Here is a 25,845-nt window from a genome sequence, read left to right as displayed (position 1 = left end):
CAGCGCGCCGCGGGCGCTCGCGGCGTGACGGGGATCATACGGAGCTAGCATTCACCCTATGAGTACGCACCAGCAGCTTCCGCCGCCGACGGATGCCCCTGCACCCCTTCCTGCCGCGGGCTCCGGCCGCATCTTCAGCAAGCCCGTCCTGGCATGGGCCTCGTGGGACTGGGGCTCGGCCGCCTTCAATGCGGTCATGACCACCTTCGTGTTCACGGTGTACCTCACCTCGGAGTCCTTCGGCGGTGAGGAACGGGCCTCGCAGGTGCTCGGCTGGGGCCTCGCCGTCGCCGGTCTGCTGATCGCCCTCCTCGCTCCCGTCACGGGCCAGCGATCCGACCGCGGGGGACGCCGCAAGCTCTGGCTCGGCGTCAACACCCTGATCGTCACCGTGCTGACGGCCCTGTGCTTCTTCGTCCTCCCCAGCCCGGAGATGCTGATCCTCGGTGTCGCACTGATCGCGGCCGCCAATATCTTCTTCGAGTTCGCCGGCGTGAACTACAACGCGATGCTGACCCAGATCTCGACGCCGTCGACCATCGGCCGCGTCAGCGGCTTCGGCTGGGCGATGGGATACGTGGGCGGCATCGTCGCACTCGTGGTGGTGCTCGTGGTGTTCATCCAGCCGGTCGTCGACTGGGCGGGCGCCTCGAGCGACGAAGGACTGAACATCCGTCTCGTGGCCGTCTTCTCCGCCCTGTGGTTCGCGGCGTTCGCGCTGCCCGTGATGATCACGGTGCCCGAGGTCCCGCGCAGGGCCGCGGCCGCGCACCTGGGCCTCGTGGCCTCCTACGGTCTGCTGGTACGCCGGGTGAAGGCCATCTACCGCGCGAGCCCGCACACGATCTACTTCCTGCTGGCGAGCGCCATCTTCCGGGACGGCCTCGCCGCGGTGTTCACCTTCGGCGGCATCCTCGCCGCCGGCGCCTTCGGCTTCTCCGCGAGCCTGGTGATCGTCTTCGCGATCGCCGCCAATGTGATCGCCGCGATCGGCGCCGTCATCGGCGGGTTCCTCGACGACCGCATCGGCCCGAAGCGCGTGATCATCGGTGCCCTGGTGGGACTGCTGGTGGCCGGGACCACGATTCTCCTGCTCGGCACGGAGACACATTCCTTCTTCGGCATGCAATGGACCTCGGACACCACGTTCTGGGTCTTCGGCCTGCTGCTGACACTGTTCGTCGGACCGGCCCAGGCGTCGTCGCGAGCCTACCTCGCGCGCATCGCGCCGGTGGGCGACGAGGCCGAACTGTTCGGGCTGTATGCGACCACGGGCCGCGCGGTGAGCTTCCTCGCTCCCACCCTCTTCGCCCTGTGCATCGGGATCTTCGGCTCCCAGCTCTACGGCGTCATCGGGATCCTCGTCGTCCTGCTGGCCGGTCTTCTCGTGCTGCTGCCGGTCAAGTCGCCCGCACGGGTCGGGCGCGCCGTGGTACCCGAGGCCTGAGCGCCGTCCCCGGCCAGTCCGGGCAGGCGGTCAGATGTCCGTACGGTGGAAGTTCAGATGGCTGCGCGACGCCGTCGGGCCCCGCTGTCCCTGGTAGCGGTTGCCGTACTCACCCGAGCCGTAGGGGTGTTCGGCGGGGGACGTCAGCTTGAAGAAGCACAGCTGCCCGATCTTCGAGCCGGGCCACAGCTTGATCGGCAGCGTCGCCATGTTGGACAGCTCGAGGGTCACGTGGCCGGAGAACCCGGGATCGATGAACCCCGCGGTGGAGTGGGTCAGCAGTCCGAGGCGGCCCAGCGAGGACTTGCCCTCGAGGCGCGCGGCGATGTCGTCGGGCAGCGTGACCGTCTCGTAGGTCGACCCGAGGACGAACTCGCCCGGGTGCAGGATGAACGGCTCATCCGGCGCCACCTCGACGAGGCGCGTGAGGTCCGGCTGGTCCTCCGCGGGGTCGATGTGCGCGTACTTGTGGTTGTCGAAGAGCCGGAAGTAGCGGTCGATCCGGACGTCGACGCTGGAGGGCTGCACCATCGCCGGATCGTGCGGTTCGAGGACGATCCGCTGGGCGGCGAGTTCTGCTCGGATATCACGGTCTGAGATCAGCACCGTCCAAAACTACCAGCCCCCGCGTAGCCTCCTCAGCGCCCGATCTCGGTACGCACCGCGAACAGTTCGGGGAAGAACGTGAGCTCCAGCGCCCGCTGGAGGAAGCCGACGCCGGACGAGCCGCCCGTCCCCGCCTTGAATCCGATGGTCCGCGCCACGGTCTTCAGGTGCCGGAACCGCCAGAGCTGGAAGTTGTCCTCGAGGTCCACGAGCTCCTCGCACGCCTCGTAGACGTCCCAGTGGCCTGCCGCGTCCTCGTAGACCTGCTTGTAGACGGCGACCAGTGCGGGGTCGAACTCGTGGGCGACGCTCACATCGCGGCGGAGCAGGTCCTCCGGGACCGCGTAGCCACGCCGCGCGAGCAGGGCGATGAACTCGTCGTACACGCTGCTCTGCGCCAGGAGGTCCGAGAGCAGGGCGCGGGCTGCCGGGTCGGACTCGAAGACCTCGATCATGGCGGCGTTCTTGTTGCCCAGCAGGAACTCGACGGCGCGGTACTGGTAGGACTGGAACCCGCTCGCGGAGCCGAGGTCGCCCCGGAACTCCGCATACTCGGACGGCGTGAGCGTCGCCAGCACCGACCACTGCTCGGTCAGCGAGCGCTGGATGTGCTTGATCCGGGCAATACCCTTCATCGCGGCCCGCAGGTCGTCGGCCCGCAGGTGCACCCGCACGGCGCGCAGCTCGTGCAGCACGAGCTTCAGCCACAGCTCGGAGGTCTGGTGCTGGATGATGAACAGCATCTCGTCGTGGTGTTCCGGGGAGCTGGCGGGGTGCTGGGCGTCGAGGAGCCTGTCCAGCTCGAGGTAGGCGCCGTAGCTCATCCTGTCGGAGAAATCGCGCTCGATCCCCTGCTCCAGCCTGCGGGTGTTCCGCTCTCCACTCATGCGGCAAGCCTACGTCCGCCGGAATGTCGGGCCCCGGGTCTAGGTTGGGACCAATCCAAGGAGGCTCCCATGCAGCGCATCCACTGCAGCATCGTCCCACCGCACCTTCTCGCCCGCCTGGCCGCCCTTCGCGATCCGCAGCTCTCCGCCGCGGCCGAAGCCGCTCGCCACGCGCTGCTGGAACTCGGCCCGGTCCACCAGGTCCGCTCCCGGGCACTCAGGGCGCCCGTCCAGCGGGGTTCAGCCGTCGTCGGGACGCTGACACGGCGCATCTACGACGCCGGCAGCCGGGAGGAGCTCCCCGGGGACCTCGTGCGGGCGGAAGGCGCCCCCGCGACCGGGGACACGGCGGCGGACGAGGCTTACGACGGACTCGGCTCCACCTACCGGCTGTTCAGCGAGGAATACGGCCGCTCGTCCATCGACGGCGCCGGCAAGCCCCTCGAGGCCACGGTCCACTACGGCGCCAACTACGACAACGCCTTCTGGGACGGCGCCCGCATGGTCTTCGGGGACGGCGACGGCGAGATCTTCGGGCGCTTCACCGCATCCCTCACGGTGATCAGCCATGAGCTCACCCACGGCTTCACGCAGTACTCCACCAACCTCGAGTACCAGGGACAGTCGGGCGCGCTCAACGAATCACTCTCGGACGTGCTCGGCGTGCTCGTGGAGCAGCGGGAACTCGGCCAGGACGCGGGGTCGGCATCGTGGCTCGTGGGCGCCGGCATCTTCACGGACCAGGTGGAGGGAGCGGCGCTGCGCTCACTCAGGGCGCCGGGCACGGCCTACGACGACGACGTCCTCGGCAAGGATCCACAGCCTGCCACCATGACGGACTACGTCGAGACGGAATCGGACAACGGCGGCGTCCACATCAACTCCGGCATCCCGAACCACGCGTTCTACCGCGCGGCCACCGCACTCGGCGGCCCCGCCTGGAAGGGCGTGGGACGCATCTGGTACGACGCCGTCCTCAGCGGCAGCATCCCGCCCGACTGCGATTTCCCGACCTTCGCGAACGCCACGATCAGCGCGGCGCGCAAACGGTTCGGTGACGGCAGCCGGGAGCCGGGCGCCGTCGCGGAGGCATGGGCGCAGGTCGGCGTGCTGCCGTGAAGATCGAGATCACCCGCTCCGGTGGCTTCGCCGGACTCACCCGGACCTGGACCCTCGAGGTCAGCCGGACGGAAGCCGAGCAGCGGTGGCTTCCGCTCGCGGAAGCCGAAGCGGGGAGCACCGGGTCCGGGGCACCACCTGGCGTCACGTCCCCGGGCGGGGTTTCCTCGGACGGGGCGGCGGACGCATCGGCCACCGCGGCGCAGCGCGATCGCTTCACCTACCGGATCGCCATCGGCTACACGGAGGTGCACGTCCCCGAGAGCCGCCTCGAGGACCCGTGGCGGGAACTGATCGAGCGGGCGCGCGCAGCGCCTCCGGTACCCGGGACTCCCCCGGCTCCCGGTGCCGGGGACTCCCAGTCGGCGCCCGCTCCGGGAGGACCCGGAGCCACGGACGCGGGCCACCCCGACACCGATCCGGGGAAGCCGCAAGAACTGTTGTAAGGTGATGGAGCGGTTCCACCACCGTGCGGGCGTAGCTCAATGGTAGAGCGCTAGCTTCCCAAGCTCGATACGCGGGTTCGATTCCCGTCGCCCGCTCTTCTCGTCCTCCGGCGAAGGCCCCCGGCACCCCGGGGTGTGCCCAAGGACACCTCTCCCACCGGTCTCCCGGTGCGCCTTCGGCAGTATCCTTGAGGCGATGAATCGCACAATGTTCAAGTCGAAGATCCACCGTGCCACGGTCACCCATGCCAACCTGCACTACGTGGGTTCCGTGACCGTTGACCTCGACCTGCTCGACGCCGCGGACATCCTCCCCGGAGAACTGGTCTCGATCGTCGACATCACCAACGGCGCGCGGCTCGAGACCTATACCATCGCCGGCGAGCGCGGCTCGGGCGTGATCGGCATCAACGGTGCCGCCGCCCACCTCGTCCAGCGTGGCGATCTGGTCATCCTGATCACCTACGCGCAGATGACCACGGAGGAGGCGCGGGCCTTCGTTCCCACCGTGGTCCACGTGGACGCCGCCAACCGGATCGTCGAACTCGGTTCCGACCCCGCCGAAGCGGTGACCGGCGACGTCGAGCGTCCGCCCTTCGCCCTCGACAACTCCGCCGTTCCGGCCTGAGCACTTCCCGGGTCACGGGTACCTGTCCGTACCCTTTCCGCATATCCTGCACCCGCTGCCGAATAGCAAGCACCCTGCCTAGCGATTTGGGCCCCCAAGGCATAGGGTCGAAAAGCAAGCTTGCTTAGGCTGTCGATTCCAGCGAACCGTCAGCCGGGCTGTCTACAAGGATGTGGAGGCTCGGTACGAATGCCGACTAGTCGAAGAACACGCAGTGCAGGAAAGAGCCGCCCGAAGGCCACCGTCCTGGCCGGCCTGGTGATGGGCACGCTGGTCATGAGCGGATGCGGTCCCGCGCAGGCGGACAACGCGCTGACCTGGTACATCAACCCGGACGCCGGCGGCCAGGCGGACATCGCCAAGAAGTGCAGTGACGAGTCGGGCGGCCGCTACCGCATCGAGACCTCGCTCCTGCCGAGTGATGCCGCATCGCAGCGCGAGCAACTCGCACGCCGCCTGGCAGCGGGTGATTCGTCGCTCGACATCATGAGCCTCGATCCGCCCTTCATCCCCGAGCTCGCGGAGCCCGGCTTCCTCGCCCCGGTGCCGGACGACGTCGCCCAGGCCACGACGGAGAACGTCGTCGAGGGCGCCATCGCCGGCGCGACCTGGAAGGACGAGCTCGTCACCGTGCCGTTCTGGGCCAACACGCAGATCCTCTGGTACCGGAAATCGGTGGTGGAAGCCGCCGGTATCGACGCGACGCAGCCCATCACCTGGGACCAGGTGATGGAGGTGGCGCAGAGCCAGGACAAGACGCTCGGGGTGCAGGGCGCCCAGGCCGAGTCCATGACGGTCTGGCTCAACGCGCTGATCGAGTCGGCGGGTGGCTCGATCATCGTCGACCCCGAAGCCACGGCGGAGGAGATCGAACTCGGCCTGGACTCCGACGCCGGGCTCGCCGCCGCCGAGGTGATCTCCACGATCGGCAAGGACGGGCTGGGCGGTCCGGGGCTCCCCACGCAGGACGAGAACGCGTCCCTCATCGGCTTCCAGGGCGACTCGGGCTCCTTCATGGTGAACTGGCCGTTCGTCTACCCCGCCACCGTCGCCGCCGTCGAGGACGGCACGCTGGACCAGGCCGTCCTCGACGACATCGGCTGGGGCATCTACCCGCGGATGTCGGCCGACCAGGAGTCGGCACCACCGCTCGGGGGCATCAACCTCGGCGTCGGTGCCGAGAGCGACAACCCTGAGCTGGCGTACGAGGCCATCGAGTGCATCGTCTCCGTCGAGAACCAGTCGGAGTACTTCGTCACGAACGGCAACCCGCCCGCCAATACCGAGGCCTATGAAGATCCACGCATCGAGGAGTCCTTCCCGATGGCCGAGACCATCCGGGATTCGCTCCAGGTCGCGGCACCCCGTCCGCAGACCCCGTTCTACAACGAGGTCTCCACCGGCATCCAGCAACGCTGGGCGCCTCCCGCCGCCGTCGACCCGGACAGCACGCCGGGGTCCTCGAGCGACTTCATCACATCGGTCCTTCGAGGGGAGCAACTCCTGTGACCTCCGCCATTCCCGCCAAGGCGACGACGGCGTCGCCCACCGAGCCCGGTCCGCGCCTCGAGCGCGACACCGCCAAGGGCAACGGCAAGACCAGAAAACCGCAGGCTCAGTACAGCGACCGCGTACGAGCGGAGCGGCGGCTGGGCTGGATGCTCGCCGGCCCGGCGTTCGTGATCATGCTGCTCGTCACGCTGTACCCGATCCTGCAGGCCATCTTCGAGTCACTGTTCCGGTTCCGTCTCACGGCGCCGGACGAGCGCGAGTTCATCGGCCTCGGGAACTACGCCGTGATCCTCTCGGATCCCGTCTGGTGGTCGGGTCTGTGGACCACCGTGCTGATCACCGTCGTCACGGTCGTCGTCGAACTCGTCCTCGGGTTCGCCCTCGCCCTGGTGATGCACAAGGCCCTGAAGTCCGTCCGGGGCCTGCTGCGCACGGCGATCCTCGTCCCGTACGGCATCATCACCGTCGTGTCCGCGTTCGCCTGGTTCTACGCGTTCGACATCAACTCCGGCTACATCAACAGCTGGTTCGCCTGGCTCCCCGGTATCGACGAGAACCTCAACTGGTTCGCGCAGGGTGGCACGGCCCTGTTCGTGATCATGGCCTCGGAGATCTGGAAGACCACGCCGTTCATCTCGCTGCTCCTGCTCGCCGGGCTCGCGCAGGTCCCCGACGAACTCAGCGAGGCGGCGAAGGTCGACGGCGCCACCTGGTGGGAGCAGATGCGCAAGGTCATCATCCCGAACATGAAGGCGGCCATCATGGTGGCCGTGCTGTTCCGGGCGCTGGATGCCTTCCGCATCTTCGACAACGTGTTCATCATGACCAACGGGGCCTACGGCACCGAGGTGCTGTCACTGCTCGCCTACCGGCAATCGATCAGCAGGCTCGAGATCGGACTCGGTTCCGCCGTCTCCGTCCTCCTGTTCCTGTGCGTCCTGCTGATCTGCTTCGTGGCCATCAAGCTGTTCAAGGTCGATCTCGCCGGAACCCAGGGAGGCAAGTAATGACGAACACCAGCACCAGGGGCAAGGTCCTCTGGGCCATCGTGACGGTCCTCGTCCTGATCTACGCACTGTTCCCCGTCCTCTCGATCCTCGCCACGTCCTTCAAGACACCCAGTGACCTGACGAGCGGCAAGTTCCTCCCGTCGTCGGGCAAGGCCACCACCAGCAACTACGAGCAGATCCTGGTGGGTGACGCGCAGGGACTCTTCCTCTCGGCGCTGCGCAACTCGATCGGGATCTCCCTGATCGCGACGTTCATCGCCGTCGTGCTGGCCACGCTGTGCGCCTACGCGATCGCGAGGCTGGACTTCCCGGGCAAGAAGCTGGTGCTCACCACGGCACTGGCGGTCTCGATCTTCCCGGTCATCTCGATCGTGACCCCCCTGTTCAACCTGTGGCGCACCATCGGCCTGTACGACACGTGGCTCGGCCTGATCATCCCGTACCTGTCGCTCACCCTCCCCATCTCCATCTGGACCCTCGCCGCGTTCTTCCGGCAGATCCCGTGGGAACTGGAGCAGGCGGCGCAGGTCGATGGCGCCACCACGTGGCAGGCCTTCCGCAAGGCGATCGTCCCCCTGGCCGCACCCGGCGTCTTCACGACGGCGATCATCGCCTTCTTCATCGCATGGAACGACTTCGTGTACGGCATCTCGCTGACGTCGACGGAAGCGGCGCGGCCCGTGCCCGCCGCGCTCGCGTTCTTCACGGGTGCCTCGCAGTTCGAGGCACCGACAGGAGCCATCTCGGCGGCGGCGATCATCGTCACCATCCCGATCGTCCTCCTGGTCCTGCTCTTCCAACGCCAGATCGTCTCGGGCCTGACCTCCGGCGCCGTCAAGGGCTAACGCCCCCGGTTCAAGTAAAGGATTTCGCACCATGGCTTCCATCACCCTCAATCACCTGGTCAAGAAGTACGGCGACGGTTTCCCCGCCGTCAACGACGTCAGCATCGACATCGCCGACGGCGAGTTCATCATCCTGGTCGGCCCCTCGGGCTGCGGGAAGTCCACCCTGCTGCGCATGATCGTGGGCCTCGAGGACATCACCGACGGCGACCTCCTCATCAACGGCCAGCGCGTGAACGACAAGGCGCCCCGCGACCGCAACCTGGCGATGGTGTTCCAGAACTACGCGCTGTACCCGCACCTCACGGTGTACGAGAACATCGCCTTCCCCCTGCGCCTGGCCAAGGGCAAGCACTCGGAGGCGCAGGTGGACAAGCTCGTCACCGAGGCCGCCGCCACCCTGGAGCTCACGGACCATCTGCAGCGCAAGCCGGCCAACCTCTCCGGTGGCCAGCGCCAGCGAGTCGCGATGGGCCGCGCGATCGTGCGCCAGGCCGACGCGTTCCTCTTCGACGAGCCGCTCTCCAACCTCGACGCCAAGCTGCGGGGGCAGATGCGCTCCGAGATCTCCCAGATGCAGCGCCGCCTCGGCGTCACCTCGGTCTACGTGACCCACGACCAGACCGAAGCCATGACCCTCGGCGACCGGGTGGCGGTGCTGAAGAAGGGCGAGCTCCAGCAGATCGCCTCGCCGCGCGAGTTGTACGAGCAGCCCGTGAATCTGTTCGTCGCGGGCTTCATCGGCTCGCCATCGATGAACTTCCTGCCGGCCACCCTCGAGGGCACCACCCTGAAGACCGCGATCGGGGACCTCGAGATCCCGCAGGACAAGGCGCAGAAGGCTGCGGGAAAGAAGGTCGTCCTGGTGGGTGTGCGCCCCGAGTTCTTCGAGGACGCCAAACTCGTGGAGGAACACAAGAAGGCCAACGGATCCACCTTCACCGCCACGCTGACCCATACCGAGTGGCTGGGCAACGAGCAGTACGGGTACATCAACTTCGATCCTGCTCCCGAGATGAGGGAACTGCTCGACAGCCTTGCGCGCGACATGGACGCCGACGAACTGCGCCCGCAGGTGGTCGTCACCCTGGATGCCGCGAGCCGCATCCGCGGTGGACGCGAGGCGGAGATCTGGCTCGACACCCGCAAGCTCCACCTGTTCGACGCCGAGAGCGGCGAGAACCTGACGCGGGACGCCGAGGCGGGCGCCCAACTGACGCGTGAGGCCGCGGAGGAGCGTGCCGAGGAGATCGCCACCGCCCAGCAGGCGGACGGCCACGGTCACGGCAACGGTCCCAGCAACGGGACGTCCGGGCACGCCTCCGCTGCCACGGTCGATGCCGGGGCCGGCCGTTCGGGCGGCGCGACGGCGGCGGGCGGGAAGCACGCCGGCTGACCCACCGCATTCCGTCGGCCGCTCCGACAGCGTCCGACCGGCAGGGCCGGCACCCCGGAGGGGGCGCCGGCCCTGCTGTGTACTCTGGCCCTATGGTCGAACATGACGGCGCTCCCCGGACGGTCGGCCGCTCGGGTGCGTCCCCGAGCGGCCGGCCGTCCGGCGCGGAGTGATCCTGGTGGGCGCCGGCCGATGGTCGTGATCGAGATCCTGAGTTCCACCCTCATGGCGTTGGGCGTGGGACTGCTCCTTGCTGCGCTCCTCATCCGGCTGGTGTACGGCTCGTGGACCGGGACGCAGGCCGTCGCCTTCGAGCACAAGGGCCACCCGTACCTCCGCTGGCACGATCACCGGTACCGCATCATCGAGGCGCTGTGGTCCAGCGGCATCCGACGGCGGCAGCGCGGCCCCGTGGTTCCTCCGCCGCCGGGCACGGACGTCCCGATCTACTTCCACGCCCGCAACCCCACCCAATGGTCCCTCGAGGAACCGTATCGGGGCACCCGGGTCGTCGCCCTCGTCGGGCTCGCGTGCGCCGTCGTCGGGGCCCTGCTGGGCTTCCTTCCCGCCTGACGGGACACATTCGGTACCGTTGATGGGTGCACACCACCCCGGTAGTGAAGGTTCTGGCAGCCTGGCTGCTCGGCCTCATGCTGGTCGGCGCGGGCTTCATCGTGACCGTGTCCGTCCTGAACGCACGGCTCTACGGCCCCGAGCACCAGGTGGGTCTGTACCTCGACGCCCTGCACGACGGCGACGGGGGCAAGGCCCTCGGCCTCCTCAACGCGTCCGTGCCGGAGGGCGCGAATCCCGCCCTGCTCGATGGCGACGCCCTACGCCGGGCGAGCGCGTCCCTCGAGGACGTCGACGTCGGGGATGCCCGGGAGGCAGGAGCGGACCGCGTGGAGGTACCGGTGACCTACACGCTCGACGGGGCCGAGACGACGACGGTCTTCCCCCTCGAGCGCACGGGTACGGAGTGGGGCTTCTTCAATGTCTGGCGGTTCGAGCGGACCGTGCTGCCGCTCGTCGAGGTATCGGTGCTCAACGGCCTCGAGGCCACGGTGAACGGCGTCCCGGTGGGGCTGCCCGGCGGCTCGGCAGCCCTGGCCACCTTCTACCCGACCGCGATCACCGCGCAGCACGAGGGGACGTACTTCTCCGCTCCCGAACGGCGCGCGGCGGTCACGAACCGGGAGGCTACCCCGCCTCCGCTGGCCCTCGCCACGGAGGCGACGCCGGAACTCACGCAGGCGGTGACGGACCAGTTGCATGCCTTCCTGGATGCGTGTGCGGAGCAGACCGTCTTCCAGCCCGCAGACTGCCCCTTCACCTACCCGACGAACGAGCGGCTCGCCGGCGACATCACCTGGTCCGTCGAGGAATACCCGTCGGTGTCCATCACGCCCGGCGACGGCCAGTGGCTCCTGGCACCGCTCCGGGGATCCGCGCGCATCGAGACCCGGTTGCGGGACCTGTTCTCCGGCGCGGTCCGGGAGGTCTCGGAGACCGTGCCCTTCGAGTTCGGGGCCGACCTGCAGGTGGGCGAGGACGCCGTCACTGTCACGCCCGTGGTGCGCTACTAGGGAATGAGGTTGTCGGCGCGGTACCGCTCGAAGAGCGAGGTGAACGCGTCGACGGTCCGCCGGTATCCGGTGAAACCCGCGACCCGGCTCTTGCCCATGTCGGTCACCACCTCGATACCGCGTCCGAGATCACCGTCCGTATGCCACCAGGACGCCATCCGGTCCAGGTCCGGTTCAGCGAGCCCGTGCCGCCGGGCGAGCTCCCGCCACTGCTCCTGCCGCCCGGCCATGGCCTGCTCGAGCGGACGGGGGGCCCCGCTGTAGCCTTCCCACTCGACGCCGAAGTATGCGGCGAGCTGCGGCCACATCCAGCGCCACCGGAAGACGTCCCCGTTGACGATGTTGAAGGCTTCGTTCGCGGCAGCGGGTGTCGTGGCGGCCCACAGCATGTGCTGGGCGAGGAGCCCGGCGTCGGTCATGTCGGTCAGCCCGTTCCACTGTGTCTCGGAGCCGGGGAAGACGAAGGGCTCGCCCGCTTCCCTGCACAGTACCGCCTGGGTGGCGAGCGTGAGGCCCATGTTCATGGCGTTGCCCACGGCATGGCCGATCACCGTGTGCGCGCGGTGCACCGACCAGGTGAAGCCCTGCTCCGCCGCCGCGGCGAACAGCTCGTCCTCCTGCGCGTAGTAGAAGTTGCGCGCGGGTAGGCGCGGCTCCTCCTCGTGGAAGGGGGTGTCGGGCATCTCGCCGGCGGCATAGGCCTCGAACGGGCCGAGGTAGTGCTTGAGCCCCGTCATGAGGGCTGCGTGGGCCACCGGCTTCCCGCGGAGGGCGGCCAGGAGGTCACGGAGCATCCCCGCGTTGACCTCGATGTTCTCCTCCTCCGTCTCGCGCCGGGACCAGGCGGTGAAGAAGACGTGCGTCGGCTGTTCCGGTGCGAGAACCGCTGCCAGCGACTCGGCCGAGGTCAGGTCCGCCGACAGCCAGCGTACGCCGGCCCGCTCTGCGCCGGCCCGGCGGGACAGGGCCAGCACCGGCCATCCCTCGGCGGTGAGTTCGTCGACGAGTGCTGATCCCGCGATGCCCGTGGCTCCCACCACGAGTGCGGTGCGCGCGCCATTGCCTGGTGTCCGTTGCTCGGTCGTCATACCGGCGACAAGTCCGCCCGGCGGGCGGATATTCCTGCGGTGCCGTCCAGTCCCCCTGCGACGCAGGAAGGGCACCGGCCGAAGCCGATGCCCTTCCTGCCGTCTGGACGACGTCAGTCGAGTCCGCGCAGATCCAGGGTCAGGGTGGTGTCCCCGCCGGCCGAGATCGAGACCGGGATGCCCCAGTCCTGCTGGTAGAGGTGGCATGCCGCGTGGTCGGGGATCTCCCCACCCGGCTCGCCGTCGCAGGACGCCGCACGCGCCGTGATGTGCAGGACCCCGTCGCCCGCATCGGGTGAGAGGACGAGCTCACGCGTCAGTCCCGTGGACGTGCCGCCGCCCGAGACGAGGAGGGACTCCGGCGAGGCACTGATCTTGAGCTGCGTGGGATCGCCCCAGCGGTCGTCGAGCTTCTGGCCCTTCGGGGCGGTGAAGCGCACCGTGAGAGCCACGGGCCCGGCCGACATCGGCGTCTTCGGGCGCTGGGTCTGTGATGCTCCCTCGTCCACGGCGAGCGCCTCCTTGGGCAGCGGCACCCGGACCAGCTGGTGCCGGTTCGTCTCGACCACGATGAGCAGCGGATCACCGCCGTCCGCCACGGGCGTCATGTCCACGAGGACGTCCGACGGCTCGGAGAGACCACGGAGCAGGGTCGACACCTGGCGGGTCGCGGGATCGTACCGGCGGACAGCGCCGTTGTAGGTGTCCGCGATGGCGATCGAACCGTCGGGCAGTGCCGTGACGCCCAGCGGATGCTGCAGGCGTGCCTGCTCGGCATCGCCGTCGCGGAAGCCGAAGTCGAACAGTCCGGTCCCCACCGCCGTGCGGACCTGGACCGCGCTGCGTCCGTTCACCTCGACGAAGGACAGGAGGCGCACCGAGGACGTCTCGGAGTCGGCGATCCAGATGGTGCCGTTGGAGTCCTCGGCGAGGCCGGAGGACTGGGCGAACCAGGCCGCAGAGGCGTCGCCGTCGAGCAGCCCCTCGAGCCCCGTCCCGGCGAGGACCTCGACGGCGTGCGTGCGGGGGTCGTAGCTGAAGATCTGGTGCGTGCCGGCCATGGCGATGACCACACGCTCCAGCACCGACGAATACAGCACGTCCCACGGCGAGGACAGCGAGATGTTCAGGGCATCGGTGCCGAGCTGCGTCTCGGTGAGGCGCGGCGTCTCGCTGGGGGCGTCGACCTCGTGGGAGTTCTCCTGCCGCCCGGTCTTGGTGTGGTTGCCGGCGTCGAGCAGTCGCTGGGTGCCGTTGCCCGCGAGTGTGCGCACGTCCCCTGTGGCCAGGTCCACTCCACGCAGGCGGTGGTTCACGGAGTCGGCGACGACGACGTCGTACCCGACCTCCGCGGCCAGCCCGGCCGGCAGCAGCGCGACGCCCTGGGGCTCGTTGAATTCGGCCTCGCCGGCGCTTCCGTCACGGAAGCCCTTCCGACCGGAGCCGATGGTCCGCCGCACGGTGACGAGGTCCGCTTCGAGTTCCACGAGCCTGTGGTGCCCGGTGTCACCGGCGAGGAAGGTGCCGGTGGCGGGCAGCGCGAGGAGCTTGCCGGGGAACTTCAGGTCCCCCGCGGTGCTTGTCGCCGGGACGTAGGGGCCATCCCCACGGTGCAGCGTTCCCTTGGCCTCGTGCTCGGCCACGAGCTCCTCGACGAGCGAGGTGAGACCGGCGGCGTGGCCCTCACCGGAGAGGTGCGCCACGATGTACCCCTCGGGGTCGATCACCACGAGCGTGGGCCACGCACGCGCCGTGTAGGCCTGCCAGGTGGTCAGCTCGGGGTCGTCGAGGACGGGGTGGTGGATGTCGTACCGCTCGACGGCGGCGGCGAGGGCCACCGGGTCGGCCTCGTGCTCGAACTTCGGCGAGTGCACGCCCACGGTGACCAGGACGTCCGAGTACTGCTCCTCGAGGGGCCGGAGCTCATCGAGCACATGCAGGCAGTTGATGCAGCAGAACGTCCAGAAGTCGAGGATCACGATCTTCCCGCGGAGGTCCTCGAGCTGCAGCTGCCTACCGCCGGTGTTGAGCCAGTTACGGCCGGTCAGGGCTGAGCCGCGCACGCGGTAGCCGGTGCGCACGGTGGTCTCGGTCATTCATCGTCTCCTGCTGTGGTGGTCACCCGCGCCGTGCCCTGCTGCCCAGGACCGCGGGGGCCGGCATCGCGCGCGGCGAGGTCGGCGAACATGTTGTTGTAAGCGGCGAGGTCGGCGTCGTTATTCCTGTCCGCCGCGCGGTCCTTGCGCTTCGTCTCGCGCGCATCCGAACGGGACCACATGACGGCCACGCCGATCGCGAGCAGGAGCGTCGGCAGTTCACCGACCCCCCACGTGACCGCACCGCCCACCTGCTGGTCGGCCAGGGCGGAGGCACCCCAGTTCCGGCCCATGTTGCCGAACCAGGAGGCCTCGAGCAGCGACGTCGATCCCATGAGCGTGACGCCGAAGAAGGCGTGGAAGGCCATGGTCGCGAAGAGGAGCAGGATCCGCATCGGGTACGGGGCTCGCAGCGGAACGGGATCGGAACCGATCATCGAGAGCACGAAGATGTAGCCGGTGATGAGGAAGTGGGTGATCATCAGCTCATGGCCCACGTGCTCGCGGAGGGCGAAGCCGAAGAGCGGCGAGTAGTAGAAGACGATGATCGAGGCCACGAAGTTGCCAGCGGCGAACAGCGGATGGGTGATGATCCGCGACGGCCACGAGTGCACGATCACGAGGATCCACTCCCGCAGGCCGCGGGTGCCGTCGCGCCGTGCGCCGAGAGCCTTCAGCGCCAGGGTGACGGGCGCGCCGAGGACGAGGAAGAGCGGTACCACCATGGTCAGCGCCATGTGGTCCACCATGTGGGCGCTGAAGAGGACCATGCCGTAGATGGCCGGCGCGCCGGAGGTGAAGTAGGTCAGGAGCGCCAGACCCACGAGCCAGCTGATGAGCCTCACCGGCGACCACGAATCTCCGCGGCGGTGCAGCTTGGCCATGCCGAGGACGTAGGCGACGCCGAAGGTCAGGGCGACGGTGATCCACAGCCAGTCGGGCCGCCACTCGGTCAGCCAGCGGGCCGCGGTGGGCTCGGGCGGGAGATCGTACCCCGTCAGGATCCGCGCCGGGCCGGCCTCCGTGGGCAGCTCCTCGGCGCGCGGTGGTGCTGTCCGGCCGAGGGCTCCGGCCACTCCGGACACGGCGCCCATGAGAACGAGCTCGACGGTGATGAGCTGCCACAGCACCCGGCGGGCGGACAGCTTGGAGGCCGCGGTACCGGCGGGCGCCTCGAGCTGCGGGATGATCCACTGCCGGTGCATCCACCCGATGCCGCCCAGCAGCAGCGTGGCGATGGTCTTGAATGTGACGAGGAGCCCCCACTGGGAGCTCAGCTGCGCGAGATCGGTGATCCGGAGGCTGGCGTTCACGACGCCCGAGCCCACCACGAGGAGGAAGGCGAAACCCGCGAGCGCGGAGAAGCGCTTGAGGACCGGGAGGGCGTCCCGGCCCAGTGCGCCGCCGACGACGGCGAGGGAGATGATGCCGCCCACCCAGAGGCAGACGCCGACGAGGTGCAGCGCGATGGAGTTGACCGCTGCGTTGTGGTCGTCCCCACTGGCCGAGTGCCCGATCAGCGCCATGGGCAGCAGGTTCAGGAGTGCGAGCACCATGGACAGCGCCAGGCCGGTCTGGGACCGGACGCCGAAGAGGATCGTGGCCAGCACGGCGGAGACGATCGAGGTCACCAGCCAGGCGCGCCCCGTGGAGAAGTCCGTCAGGAAGGCGGCGAGCCCCTGCGTGTAGGTGGGATCGGTGCTCAGCGGCAGCCCCGCCGCGTCCGAATACGTGAACACCATGACGCCCAGTGCCCCGAGCGTCCACGCGACCGCCGAGACCGAGGCGAGGAGGAGCACACGCGTGAAGGCAGGGTGCTCCGCGGCCGACTCCTTCGGCTTCCTGCCGTTGCCGCCGACCTTCCGGGGCAGCATGACGACCGCGAAGACGAGGGCCCCGATCGTCGCGGCAGCTGCCGTGTTGTTGAGCACCTTCGCGACGGGCAGGCCCCACCGCGTCAGGGCGCCCGGATCGCCGAGCTGCCTCGCTGCTGCGGCACCCGAGTAGAACAGGGCGATGACGAGGGCGGCGAAGACGACGACGCCGGCGGCGATCAGCCAGCCGACCCCGATGGCACGCTCCGGCGCGGCACGCGTGAGCGCCTCACGCGGTTGCTTCGCAGTAGTCGACACATACACCATTCTCTACCCGGAGTAGAAATAGGGCCAATTCCGCGGCCGCTCCCGCGCGCGGCCCGGCACGGCCGCGAACGCTTAAACGACGGAGGACCGCTGCCGTGACGGCAGCGGTCCTCCAGCGATCCGCGAACTACTTGGCGGAAGCCTTCAGCTTCGAGCCGGCGGTCAGCTTGACGCTGTGGCCGGCGGCGATCTGGATGGTCTCACCGGTCTGGGGGTTGCGACCGGTGCGCGCAGCGCGGCTGGTGCGCTCGACGGCGAGCCATCCGGGGATGGTGATCTTCTCGTCCTGGGCGATGGACTCGGCGAAGACGTCGAACAGAGCGTCAAGGACGCTGTTGACTGCAGCCTGGCTGGTGTCAGCCTTCGCTGCTACCTCGGCAACAAGATCACTACGGTTTTTAGCCACTTTTGGTCCTCCTGGACGTCACTCTTCTGAACGAGCTTTTCACGGTAGTCGAAAAGCCTCTGTGCGAAAACCTATCAGTTCGGCCGCCCTCTTCCGCGTGTTCACGCGGCTTTTCGGCATAATGCCGGGCGTTTCCGGGCCGTTTGACGCCGGTGGCTGCCGCACCTGCAGCCGCACCGGGAAACGGAGAAGCCGGCAACCCGAGGGTTGCCGGCTTCTCCGGTCACCGCGCGAAACGGCGGGTGCTGCTGCTGGGACACGGGGTCCCGGAGGCTGCTACCAGCTCGACTTGGTCACGCCGGGCAGTTCACCCTTGTGAGCCATGTCGCGGAAGCGGACACGCGAGATACCGAACTTCTGGAGCGTGCCGCGGGGGCGCCCGTCGATCTGGTCGCGGTTGCGCAGGCGCACCGGCGAGGCGTTGCGGGGAAGCTTCTGCAGGCCGAGGCGTGCCGCTTCGCGTGCTTCGTCGGTGGCGTTCTCGTCGACGAGGGTCTTCTTGAGCTCGAGGCGCTTGGCCGCGTAGCGCTCGACGATGACCTTGCGCTGCTCGTTGCGAGCAATCTTTGACTTCTTGGCCATGTTTAGCGCTCCTCTCGGAATTCGACGTGCTTGCGGATCTTGGGGTCGTACTTCATGAGGACCATGCGATCCGGATCGTTACGACGGTTCTTGCGCGTCACGTAGGTGTAGCCCGTCCCTGCGGTGGACTTCAGCTTGATGATCGGACGTACGTCCTTGTCCTTTGCCATTAGAGCTTCACTCCCCTCGCGAGGATGGACGCGACGACAGCATCGATGCCGCGGACGTCGATCGTCTTGATGCCGCGGGCCGAGACCTGCAGCGTCACGTTGCGGCGCAGCGAAGGCACGTAGTAGCGCTTCTTCTGAATGTTGGGGTCGAACCGGCGCTTGTTGCGGCGGTGCGAGTGCGAAATGCTGTGTCCAAAGCCGGGCTCGGCTCCGGTCACTTGGCAGTGGGCTGCCATAACTCTCCTCCAGATTAGATGAACGTGACGGAATCACTTGTTGGGCGTCCCGCCACCAGTAATGACACCGTTATTACTGCAGCTTTCCGGAGGTTGGCCTGGCAGGGTGAGAACCTGCCGAAGCGCCTCGCCGCGGGGAAGACGGTGAAGATCGGGCGGCGCGGCCTTCCGGCCGGCGCAGCCCTACATTCCAGGTAGTCGCGGGTAGCCGGGCGGACTCCGCTCCGTCCGCAGACGGGTCGGCATCAGCCACAGCCAAACGCCTTACCATACTACCGGCAGGATCGGGCCTGACCAAAACGGGTCAGTCGTCCATCCGCCCGTGCCGGTCCACCACAGCGGGGTCGTCCGGGCCGGCACCCACGCGCTCACCGGAGACGACGGCGCCGGAATCGACGATCGCGTGCCGCACCGTGGCGCCGTCGGTCAGCCGGACGCGGTTCAGCAGGACGGAATCCTCGACGACGGCGCCGGCCTCCACCGTGGCCCCCGACCCGACGACGCTCCTGCGGACCGTCCCGCGCACCACCGCGCCCGGTGCGATCATCGAGTTCGCGATCACGGCGCCCTCACCGATGAAGGCAGGGACCAGCTGCGGGGGTTCGGTGAGGATGGGCCACTGCGGATCCGCGAGATCCAGTCCCTTGCCGTCCACGAGGTCGAGGTGCGCCCGGAGATAGTTGGCCGGTGTCCCGAGGTCGCGCCAGTATCCCTCGAGCCGGTGTTCGACGACGGAGCCCTGCTCCACGAGGTGCGGCACGAGGTGGTGGCCGTAGTCCCCCAGTCCCTCCTGGTCGTCCTGCAGCTGCTCGAGCGCATCGAGGAGAGCCGCTGCGGAATACAGGAAGACCTCCGCCGAGACGACGCTCGTCCGCGGCTCCTCCGGCTTGTAGGCGAAGCCGGTGACCCTGCCGGTGTCGTCCACGTCGACCACGCCGTGGTTGGAGGCGTCGCCGTCGAAGTCGACCGTGACCATCGTCAGGGCGGCGCCGGCGGCGCGGTGCGTGTCCACGACGTCGCGGTAGTCGAGGCGGTACAGGTGGTCCGAGCTGAGGACGAGGACGAGGTCCGGCGCGAAGTCCCGGATGAAGGAGGCCTGCCGGAGCAGGCCGTCCGCATTGCCCTCGGCGAACCCCTCGCCCTCGCGTCCGCTGAAAGGAGGAAGCACCAGCAGGCCTCCGCGCGTGCGGTCGAGGTCCCAGGGCCGTCCGTTGCGGAGGTGGTCGTTGATGGTCTTCGGCTGGTACTGCTCCATGATCCAGACGTCGGAGATGCCGCTGTGGTGCAGGTTGGACAATGCGACGTCGATGAGTCGGAAGCTGCCGGCCAGCGGCATGGCGGGCTTCGCTCGGTGGTCGGTCAGCGCTCCGAGGCGGCCTCCCGCACCGCCCGCCAGGACGATCGCCAGGATCCGTGGCTGGTGCCGGAACTGCGCGTGCTGGTTCATCTGCCGTCCTGTCCTGCCAGGATCACTGCCCGGCGTCGTGTGCCTGGTGGAGTGCAGGCAGCGGCTCCCCGCTGCCCGATGAGGGTGCGGCGGCCCCGCCTGGCAGGGCGTCCTCGGCGGCTGCCTCGCCGTCGGACAGGATCCAGTGGGCACTGTCCATGCCGCGCAGGATCTTGCGACCCACCCGTTCGAGGTCCGCTACGTCCTGTCCGTCGAGGGCGTCGAAGACCAGGGAGCGCACCTGGGAGACGTGGGACACCGCGAGCTCGGCCAGCATCCCGAGGCCGGCGGGGGTGAGGGACGCGGTGGTCACGCGGCCGTCCGCGTCGGAGGGCGACCGGGTGACCCAGCCCCGCCCCTCGAGCTTCTTCACCACGTGGCTGAGACGCGAGAGCGAGGCCGTCGAACGGGCTGCGAGCTCGCTCATCGGCAGGCACGTGCCCTCCGACTCCGACAGCATCGCCAGCACGTGGTAGTCGAACAGGGTGATGCGGGCCTCACGGAACAGGTGGGCGTCGAGTGACGCGGGGAGCAGTGACGTCAAGGCGTAGAGAGCCAGCCATGCCCGCCGCTCGTCGGGTGTGAGCCATTGCGCCGCCATTGCCTCATTCTGGCATACCGCTCGGCAGGCGCCGCAGGGCCCACCCCTGCCCGTCGACGGTTGCGGGCGGCCCCGGGGCCGTGTTCCTCCGGAGGCCCTCAGGCGTTGACGGACGACCAGTGCGGGTGGCCCAGGGCCGGGTACTTCGGCACCAGTTCGTCACCCGAGGAGACACCGCGCAGGCGCCTGCCCACCCACGGCGTGAGGTACTCCCGCGCCCACTGCGCGTCGGCCCGCAACTGCTCGACCCGCTTCAGGGCCGGGCGGGCCTCGAGTTCCGGCAGGTCCACCTGGTGCGAGGCCTTCATGGCCTCGAGGACCCGCGCGGCCATGAGGGTGTGGCCCGCCGTGGACATGTGCATGCGGTCCGTGTCCCAGTAGCTCCAGTCCTGGAACTCACGGAGGCGCCAGTAGTCCACCACCGTGGCGGCGCGCTTGTCGGCGATCTCGCGCACCCACTCGTTGTAGACGGCGGTGCGGCCGCGGGTCTTCCCGAAGACCGCGGAGCCCGAGGCGTCGAATCCGGTGAAGAGCACGACGTCGGCGCCTGCCGCGCGGAGCCGGGCGATGCCGGCGTCGTAGTGGGACATGAGGAGGTCGATGTCGATGCGCGGGCGCAGGATGTCGTTCGCGCCCGCGTAGATCGTGACGAGCGTCGGCTCCAGGGCGAGGGCGGCGTCGATCTGCTCGTCGAGGATCTGGCGCATCTTCTTACCGCGGATCGCGAGGTTGGCGTAGCCCCAGGACGGGTCGGCGAGGACGAGCTGCTCGGCGACGCGGTCGGCCCAGCCGCGGACGCCGTTGGGGGACTCCGGGTCCCAGTCGCCCACCCCTTCCGTGAAGGAATCGCCGAGGGCCACGTATCGAGAGGTGTAAGTCACGTCCAAAAGATTACCCTCGGCTCCGGAGGGCGCCGGGATAAGCTCGACGCACCCACCCGTTGACACCCGCACGAAGGACACCATGCCCACCGACGCTACATCCGAGGCGACCGCCGGCGCGGTCGCGGACGCCGGATCGGGCGGCCGTCGCGCCGCGCTCATCATCAATCCCATCAAGGCCACCACCTCCGATGTGGAGGGCGCCGTCCGTCGCATCTCCGCCGAGGACGGCTGGGAGGATCCCCTCGTCATCGAGACCACGGCGGACGATCCGGGTCACGGCCAGGCGCGCCAGGCGCTCGACGCCGGGGTGGACCTCGTCATCGCTGCCGGCGGGGACGGCACGGTCCGCTGCGTCGCCGAGGAGCTCGCCGGGACCGGCACCATGATGGCGCTCGTGCCGCTCGGCACGGGGAACCTCCTGGCCCGCAACCTCGATATCGCCGTCGACGACCCGGATGCCGCCGTCGAAGCCGCCTTCCGCGGGACCGAACGCACCATCGACGTCGTGCATGTGACCGTGGACCGGGCGCAGGACGCCCACGTCTTCCTCGTCATGGCCGGCATCGGCTACGACGCCGCCATCATGTCCGACACGCGTGACGAGCTGAAGGACAAGGTGGGCTGGCTCGCCTATGTGGACGCCGGGATCAGGAACCTCCCCGGCAGGCCGGCGCGCACCACCATCTCCATCGACGGCGGCAGGCCCTTCGAGCGCCGTCTCCGCAGCGTGATGGGCGGAAACTGCGGGAAGATCATGGGCGGCCTCGAGATCTTCCCCGGCGCGAAGATCGACGACGGCCTGATGGACCTCATGACCGTCGCCCCGAAGGGCAAGCTCGGCTGGCTCGCCGTTGCCGGCAAGCTGTTCGCGCGCGGCAGGGGCAAGGACCCCTCCCTCGAGTACTTCCAGTGCCGCACGGCAGAGGTCACCCTGCGCGAGCCGCTCGAGGTGCAGCTCGACGGCGACCCGCTCGGCAAGGCGACGCACATGGCCTTCGAGATGAAGCCCGACTCGCTCCGCCTCCGGATGCCGCTGGGCTACAAGGACCCCGCCGTCGTCAGCGAGCCCCTGCCCTAGCGGAAGGAGGCGGCACCTCCCGGCCCGGGACGTGCTCCCCGCCGGGTACTCACAGCCAGGGCTGCGGATCCACCTTCTCGTCATCGACCAGGACCTCGAAGTGCAGGTGGCAGCCGGTGGAGTTGCCCGTGCTGCCGACCGCGCCGATGACGTCGCCGCGCTGCACCGTGGCCCCGACCACGACCCCGAGAGCGCTCATGTGGTTGTAGGTGGTCTTCAGGCCGTCGCCGTGGTCGATCACGATGCGCTGGCCTCCGCCGTACGCGTGCCAGCCGGAGTCCACGACGGTCCCCGCGTCGGCCGCCCTGACCGGCGTGCCGCACGCGCTGGCGTAATCCTGACCCGTGTGGAGTTCGGACGCGGAGCCGCCCAGGGGGTTGACGCGGTACCCGAAGGTCGAGGCGACCACCGGGTTGTCCACAGGAGCACCGAAGGCCTTGCGCTCCTTCGCAGCGGGTGTCAGCGAGGCCGAGAGCGCCCGCGCATCGGCGATGCTCGGCGCGATCCCCTCAGCGGCCGGACCTGCGCTCTCGAGGGCGAAGATGACCGTGGCCTCCGCCGGCGCGGTGACGGCCGGAGCGATCCCGGAGGCGAGGGCGACGCCGTCGGCGGGCGTGGTGGCGGCCGACGGCGCGACGGCCCCCATGAGGAGGCCCGCCGAGGCGAGCACGATACCGGCGGTGGCTGCGTTGTCACGCAGCCGGGCCAGCGGCGTCGGCCCGGCTGCTGCCAGGAGGAGCGTCGAGGAGCGGACCGCTGCGCGCCGTGCGGACCGGGCCTGTGGGCGCCCGCGCAGATCCGACGCGCGAGCGCTCCGCCGGGTGGGGAGGTCGGGTACCGGGGCGGCCGGCGTGGGCGCGGCGACCTCGGGCATCGGTGCACCGGCGGCCGCCTGGCGCTCGACCCTCTCCCTCTCGCGCAGTTCACGGCGGGTCGGGTCCGGCGCGGTGCCGAGCCCGCCCGGTACTGCAGGAACGGGCACGCCGGGAGCAGGAACCACGGAGGGAGGGGCGGGCAGAACGGGCGCCGGCAGGACGGCGATCGGCGCAGGTACCCGGAAGGCGGACCCGTGCTCCGCAGGTGCACCGGGAGCGGCCGCGGATGCCGTAGCTGCAGTCGCAGGAACGGCAGGACCCGCCGGGCCGGAGGAATGCGCCTGGGCGCGGAGCGAGCGACGGCTCGGAAGCGGGGCGTGGGCAGAGCGGCGGGGGGTCGGCTGGTGGTGCGCGCGCTCGTCGGACGCGCGACGGCGCCCGGACAGGACCGTCTGGGTCAACTGCATACCTCTCTCAGGACGCCCACGGAGTTAGCTGTCGGATTTGAGCAAGAGTTGACTCGGCCCCCTCGGCGCGGGCTCGGACGGCGGCAGGACCGCACCCGAGGCGCGCCGTGCTGAGGGCTTCACCCCAAGACGGCACGAGCCGCCGGAATGTGGATCCTCCACCCCTGCCACAGGTTGTTCAGGCGGTCCGCTGGCAGGGTTAGGCGTGCGGACCTGGATCACATGGACCAGCTTTGACTGGTCAAACATTAGGCGAGGACACGCGTAGTTACAATTCCGTTATCCAGCCTGTGGATGATCCGTGCGATACTGCGTTCCGGCATCGGAATCCTGCGGAAAGACGCGGGAGAACCTGAGTTTCGGCCGCCGTCGGTGCTTCAGGAAAGCTCTGCGCGCCCCTTGCGCCAATAGCCCATGAAGGCAACCTGTTTCCTGTCCACCCCTACGTCCCGTACGAGGTAGCGACGCAGTCCACGCACCACGGCTGCCTCGCCCGCGATCCACGCATAGAAGGGCTGGCTGCCCGGGAGGCGCCCGGGATTGACCGTCGATCTCACGATCGCCGCCTCGAGCCGCTGCGGTGTCTCCCAGAGGATGGTCCTGTCGATGTCCACGTCCTCGGGCTCGCGTCCCCCCGCAACCGGCTCCGGACCCGAGAGCGACACCCAGCCCGGAACCCGGACGGCGTCGCGGACCGCCGACTCGAGGAGTTCGCCGTGGCCCCGCCGCCCGCGCACGAGCCAGGTGATGGCGACGGACGACCGCGTCCGGATGTCCTGGATGTCCTGCCCGTCCGGCACCTCGAGGAACGCATGACCGCTGATGTCCCCTGGCAGCGCCTCGAGAATCGCGCTGATGGCCGGCACCGCCGTCTCGTCGCCCGCGAGGAGCACGTGCTGCGCGAGTCCCGGGCTCCATTCGATCCCGCCGTAGGCGCCCGCCGTCGCGCACTGGGCCGCCGAGGAGTTGGGGCCGATCACGCAGACACGGTCACCGGGCCGGGCCGCTGCCGCCCATTCCGACGCGGGCCCACCGCGCCCGTCGGCGTCGAGGTGCATGACGAAGTCGACGTCGATCTCCGGCTGCGCGCCCCCGCAGCGGGACTCGCGGACGGTGTAGGTGCGCATGCAGCCTCGCTCCTCCGCCTCGAGGCCGAGCCACAGCTGGTACCAGTTCGCCGAATCACCGCGCTTCATCATCCCTGCGATGTCGGGGCACTCGCGCCCCGCCGCGGGAATGACGATCTTGATCCGGAGATCGAGGGTCTCCCCTGCCACGCCGAACGCCGCCAGGCAGGTCCCGCCGAAGGTGATGCGGCGGAACGTGGGGCTGAGGTCCTGCACCGCCGTGACGACGACGTCGAACGCCAGCACCATGGGCTCGGTGTCCGCCGTGGTGCGCCGCGAATTCCGCTGGCTGACTTCGGTCATGATGCTGCCTCCACGTGGGCGGGAACGGTGTCCTGCGGGTTGGGTCGGTAGCCCCGGAGCGGCTCGTGGCCGGCCGGGGGTGTCGGGGGACGGACGGGGGCTGCGGCACCGTGGTGCCGACTCATGGGAACCACCATGGGCGTGCCGGACACCGGGTCCTCGATCACGCGGCACGCCAGGTCGAAGACGTTCGAGACCATGTCCTCGGTGACGACGGCGGACGGCACCCCCTCGGCGACGATCCGGCCGTGCCGCATCGCGATCAGGTGGTCCGCGTAGCGCGCCGCGAGGTTCAGGTCGTGCAGCACCATGACGACGGTCGTCCCGGAGCGCCGGTTGAGGTCGGTGATGAGGTCGAGCACCTCGATCTGGTGGGTGACGTCGAGGAACGTGGTGGGCTCGTCGAGAAGCAGGATCCCCGTCTGCTGCGCAAGGGCCATCGCGATCCACACGCGCTGGCGCTGGCCGCCGCTCAGCTCGTCGACGCTGCGGTCGGCCAGAGCGAGCGTGTCCGTGGCTTCGAGCGCGTCCGCGACGGCGGCTTCGTCCTCCGGCGTCCACTGCCGGAACCAACCCTGGTGGGGGTAGCGCCCTCGCCCTACGAGATCAGCGACGCTGATGCCGTCCGGGGCGAGCGGAGTCTGCGGCAGGAGCCCGAGCACGCGGGCCACGGCCTTCGTGGACTGCGCATGGATGTCCGATCCGTTGAGGACCACCGTGCCGGCGACCGGTTTGAGGAGTCGGGCGAGGCCCCGCAGCAGGGTCGACTTGCCGCACGCGTTGGCGCCGACGATCACCGTGACCTTGCCCGCCGGAAGGTCGACGGTCAGGCCGTCGACCACGGTGCGCTCGTCGTACGCGAGTGTGAGCCCCGCAGCGGACAGGCTGTCCGGCACCGTGGGGTCCTGGCGTCCAGCCATTC

The 25,845-nt window shown here is 69.2% G+C and carries 26 protein-coding genes, 1 tRNA gene and 1 riboswitch; of the genes, 12 read left to right on the top strand and 15 right to left on the bottom strand.

Annotation, left to right across the window (positions count from 1 at the left end):
* Window positions 1-58 precede the first annotated feature (58 nt).
* Window positions 59-1,447 carry an MFS transporter gene (locus AC1MFI_RS07120; protein WP_479820407.1) on the top strand — a complete coding sequence of 463 codons (1,389 nt, stop codon included), beginning with the start codon at window positions 59-61 and terminating at the stop codon, window positions 1,445-1,447.
* Between the two features lie 30 nt (window positions 1,448-1,477).
* On the opposite strand, the gene dcd is transcribed toward AC1MFI_RS07120, so the two are convergent.
* Window positions 1,478-2,053 carry a dCTP deaminase gene (gene dcd, locus AC1MFI_RS07115; RefSeq protein ID WP_400482082.1) on the bottom strand — a complete coding sequence of 192 codons (576 nt, stop codon included), beginning with the start codon at window positions 2,051-2,053 and terminating at the stop codon, window positions 1,478-1,480.
* 32 nt (window positions 2,054-2,085) lie between these two features.
* Entirely contained in the window at window positions 2,086-2,940 is an 855-nt protein-coding gene (kynA, locus tag AC1MFI_RS07110; RefSeq protein WP_479820406.1) for a tryptophan 2,3-dioxygenase, read from the bottom strand.
* A gap of 69 nt (window positions 2,941-3,009) precedes the next feature.
* On the opposite strand from kynA, the gene AC1MFI_RS07105 reads away from it, so the two are divergent.
* From AC1MFI_RS07105 to AC1MFI_RS07060, 10 genes are all read left to right on the top strand, one after another.
* Window positions 3,010-4,059 carry a M4 family metallopeptidase gene (locus AC1MFI_RS07105; protein ID WP_479820405.1) on the top strand — a complete coding sequence of 350 codons (1,050 nt, stop codon included), beginning with the start codon at window positions 3,010-3,012 and terminating at the stop codon, window positions 4,057-4,059.
* A complete protein-coding gene (locus tag AC1MFI_RS07100; protein WP_479820404.1) occupies window positions 4,056-4,505 on the top strand; it encodes a protealysin inhibitor emfourin in 450 nt (149 codons plus the stop codon). The genes AC1MFI_RS07105 and AC1MFI_RS07100 overlap by 4 nt, the downstream gene beginning before the upstream one ends.
* 25 nt (window positions 4,506-4,530) lie before the next feature.
* A tRNA-Gly gene (locus AC1MFI_RS07095) sits at window positions 4,531-4,601 on the top strand.
* A 100-nt stretch (window positions 4,602-4,701) separates the two neighbouring features.
* Window positions 4,702-5,133, top strand: coding sequence for an aspartate 1-decarboxylase (panD, locus tag AC1MFI_RS07090; protein WP_479820403.1), 432 nt, complete (start codon window positions 4,702-4,704; stop codon window positions 5,131-5,133).
* Window positions 5,134-5,322: 189 nt separating this feature from the next.
* Window positions 5,323-6,642: an extracellular solute-binding protein gene (locus AC1MFI_RS07085; protein ID WP_479820402.1), complete on the top strand. Its 1,320-nt coding sequence runs from the start codon at window positions 5,323-5,325 to the stop codon at window positions 6,640-6,642.
* Window positions 6,639-7,652, top strand: a complete 1,014-nt coding sequence (locus tag AC1MFI_RS07080) for a carbohydrate ABC transporter permease (RefSeq protein WP_479820401.1) — start codon at window positions 6,639-6,641, stop codon at window positions 7,650-7,652. Before AC1MFI_RS07085 ends, AC1MFI_RS07080 begins: the two co-directional genes overlap by 4 nt.
* Entirely contained in the window at window positions 7,652-8,500 is an 849-nt protein-coding gene (locus AC1MFI_RS07075) for a carbohydrate ABC transporter permease (RefSeq protein WP_479820400.1), read from the top strand. The genes AC1MFI_RS07080 and AC1MFI_RS07075 overlap by 1 nt, the downstream gene beginning before the upstream one ends.
* A 31-nt stretch (window positions 8,501-8,531) precedes the next feature.
* The gene (locus AC1MFI_RS07070) at window positions 8,532-9,896 is read left to right on the top strand and encodes an ABC transporter ATP-binding protein (RefSeq protein WP_479820399.1); all 1,365 of its coding nucleotides are present in this window, start codon (window positions 8,532-8,534) and stop codon (window positions 9,894-9,896) included.
* A gap of 192 nt (window positions 9,897-10,088) precedes the next feature.
* Window positions 10,089-10,469: a hypothetical protein gene (locus tag AC1MFI_RS07065; protein WP_479820398.1), complete on the top strand. Its 381-nt coding sequence runs from the start codon at window positions 10,089-10,091 to the stop codon at window positions 10,467-10,469.
* A 26-nt stretch (window positions 10,470-10,495) separates the two neighbouring features.
* Window positions 10,496-11,482, top strand: a complete 987-nt coding sequence (locus AC1MFI_RS07060) for a hypothetical protein (protein WP_479820397.1) — start codon at window positions 10,496-10,498, stop codon at window positions 11,480-11,482.
* Here AC1MFI_RS07060 and AC1MFI_RS07055 read toward each other — a convergent pair.
* The 10 genes from AC1MFI_RS07055 to AC1MFI_RS07010 all read right to left on the bottom strand — a co-directional run bounded on the left by AC1MFI_RS07055 (window position 11,479) and on the right by AC1MFI_RS07010 (window position 21,130).
* A complete protein-coding gene (locus tag AC1MFI_RS07055; protein ID WP_479820396.1) occupies window positions 11,479-12,570 on the bottom strand; it encodes an SDR family oxidoreductase in 1,092 nt (363 codons plus the stop codon). The genes AC1MFI_RS07060 and AC1MFI_RS07055 overlap by 4 nt on opposite strands.
* Before the next feature lie 113 nt (window positions 12,571-12,683).
* Entirely contained in the window at window positions 12,684-14,666 is a 1,983-nt protein-coding gene (locus AC1MFI_RS07050; protein WP_479820395.1) for an NHL domain-containing thioredoxin family protein, read from the bottom strand.
* Window positions 14,663-16,798, bottom strand: coding sequence for a bifunctional copper resistance protein CopD/cytochrome c oxidase assembly protein (locus tag AC1MFI_RS07045; protein ID WP_479820394.1), 2,136 nt, complete (start codon window positions 16,796-16,798; stop codon window positions 14,663-14,665). Before AC1MFI_RS07045 ends, AC1MFI_RS07050 begins: the two co-directional genes overlap by 4 nt.
* A gap of 136 nt (window positions 16,799-16,934) precedes the next feature.
* Window positions 16,935-17,213, bottom strand: coding sequence for an HU family DNA-binding protein (locus AC1MFI_RS07040; RefSeq protein WP_400482070.1), 279 nt, complete (start codon window positions 17,211-17,213; stop codon window positions 16,935-16,937).
* A gap of 276 nt (window positions 17,214-17,489) precedes the next feature.
* Window positions 17,490-17,795 carry a 30S ribosomal protein S14 gene (gene rpsN, locus AC1MFI_RS07035; RefSeq protein ID WP_133081339.1) on the bottom strand — a complete coding sequence of 102 codons (306 nt, stop codon included), beginning with the start codon at window positions 17,793-17,795 and terminating at the stop codon, window positions 17,490-17,492.
* A gap of 2 nt (window positions 17,796-17,797) precedes the next feature.
* Window positions 17,798-17,965, bottom strand: a complete 168-nt coding sequence (gene rpmG, locus AC1MFI_RS07030; protein WP_019481734.1) for a 50S ribosomal protein L33 — start codon at window positions 17,963-17,965, stop codon at window positions 17,798-17,800.
* The gene (gene rpmB / locus AC1MFI_RS07025) at window positions 17,965-18,201 is read right to left on the bottom strand and encodes a 50S ribosomal protein L28 (RefSeq protein ID WP_043441573.1); all 237 of its coding nucleotides are present in this window, start codon (window positions 18,199-18,201) and stop codon (window positions 17,965-17,967) included. Before rpmB ends, rpmG begins: the two co-directional genes overlap by 1 nt.
* 304 nt (window positions 18,202-18,505) lie before the next feature.
* Window positions 18,506-19,648, bottom strand: a complete 1,143-nt coding sequence (locus AC1MFI_RS07020) for a glucose-1-phosphate adenylyltransferase family protein (RefSeq protein WP_479820393.1) — start codon at window positions 19,646-19,648, stop codon at window positions 18,506-18,508.
* A gap of 22 nt (window positions 19,649-19,670) precedes the next feature.
* Window positions 19,671-20,249 (bottom strand): MarR family winged helix-turn-helix transcriptional regulator, encoded by a 579-nt coding sequence (locus AC1MFI_RS07015; RefSeq protein ID WP_479820392.1) that lies wholly within the window; start codon window positions 20,247-20,249, stop codon window positions 19,671-19,673.
* Window positions 20,250-20,347: 98 nt separating this feature from the next.
* On the bottom strand, window positions 20,348-21,130 hold the full coding sequence (locus AC1MFI_RS07010; protein WP_479820391.1) for an SGNH/GDSL hydrolase family protein: 783 nt from the start codon (window positions 21,128-21,130) through the stop codon (window positions 20,348-20,350).
* 82 nt (window positions 21,131-21,212) lie between these two features.
* On the opposite strand from AC1MFI_RS07010, the gene AC1MFI_RS07005 reads away from it, so the two are divergent.
* Window positions 21,213-22,211 carry a diacylglycerol/lipid kinase family protein gene (locus AC1MFI_RS07005; RefSeq protein WP_479820390.1) on the top strand — a complete coding sequence of 333 codons (999 nt, stop codon included), beginning with the start codon at window positions 21,213-21,215 and terminating at the stop codon, window positions 22,209-22,211.
* 49 nt (window positions 22,212-22,260) lie between these two features.
* Here the strand turns inward: AC1MFI_RS07005 and AC1MFI_RS07000 are convergent, their stop codons facing one another.
* The 3 genes from AC1MFI_RS07000 to AC1MFI_RS06990 all read right to left on the bottom strand — a co-directional run bounded on the left by AC1MFI_RS07000 (window position 22,261) and on the right by AC1MFI_RS06990 (window position 25,843).
* Window positions 22,261-23,487 carry a M23 family metallopeptidase gene (locus AC1MFI_RS07000; RefSeq protein WP_479820389.1) on the bottom strand — a complete coding sequence of 409 codons (1,227 nt, stop codon included), beginning with the start codon at window positions 23,485-23,487 and terminating at the stop codon, window positions 22,261-22,263.
* 3 nt (window positions 23,488-23,490) lie between these two features.
* Window positions 23,491-23,709: riboswitch (cyclic di-AMP (ydaO/yuaA leader) on the bottom strand.
* 161 nt (window positions 23,710-23,870) lie between these two features.
* Entirely contained in the window at window positions 23,871-24,923 is a 1,053-nt protein-coding gene (locus AC1MFI_RS06995) for a siderophore-interacting protein (RefSeq protein WP_479820388.1), read from the bottom strand.
* Window positions 24,920-25,843, bottom strand: a complete 924-nt coding sequence (locus AC1MFI_RS06990) for an ABC transporter ATP-binding protein (RefSeq protein ID WP_479820387.1) — start codon at window positions 25,841-25,843, stop codon at window positions 24,920-24,922. Before AC1MFI_RS06990 ends, AC1MFI_RS06995 begins: the two co-directional genes overlap by 4 nt.
* Window positions 25,844-25,845: the final 2 nt, after the last annotated feature.

Source organism: Arthrobacter sp. BC5 (assembly GCF_056680255.1).
The sequence above is the reverse complement of the archived record's forward strand: the minus strand, read 5'-3'. Positions and strand labels throughout refer to the sequence as shown.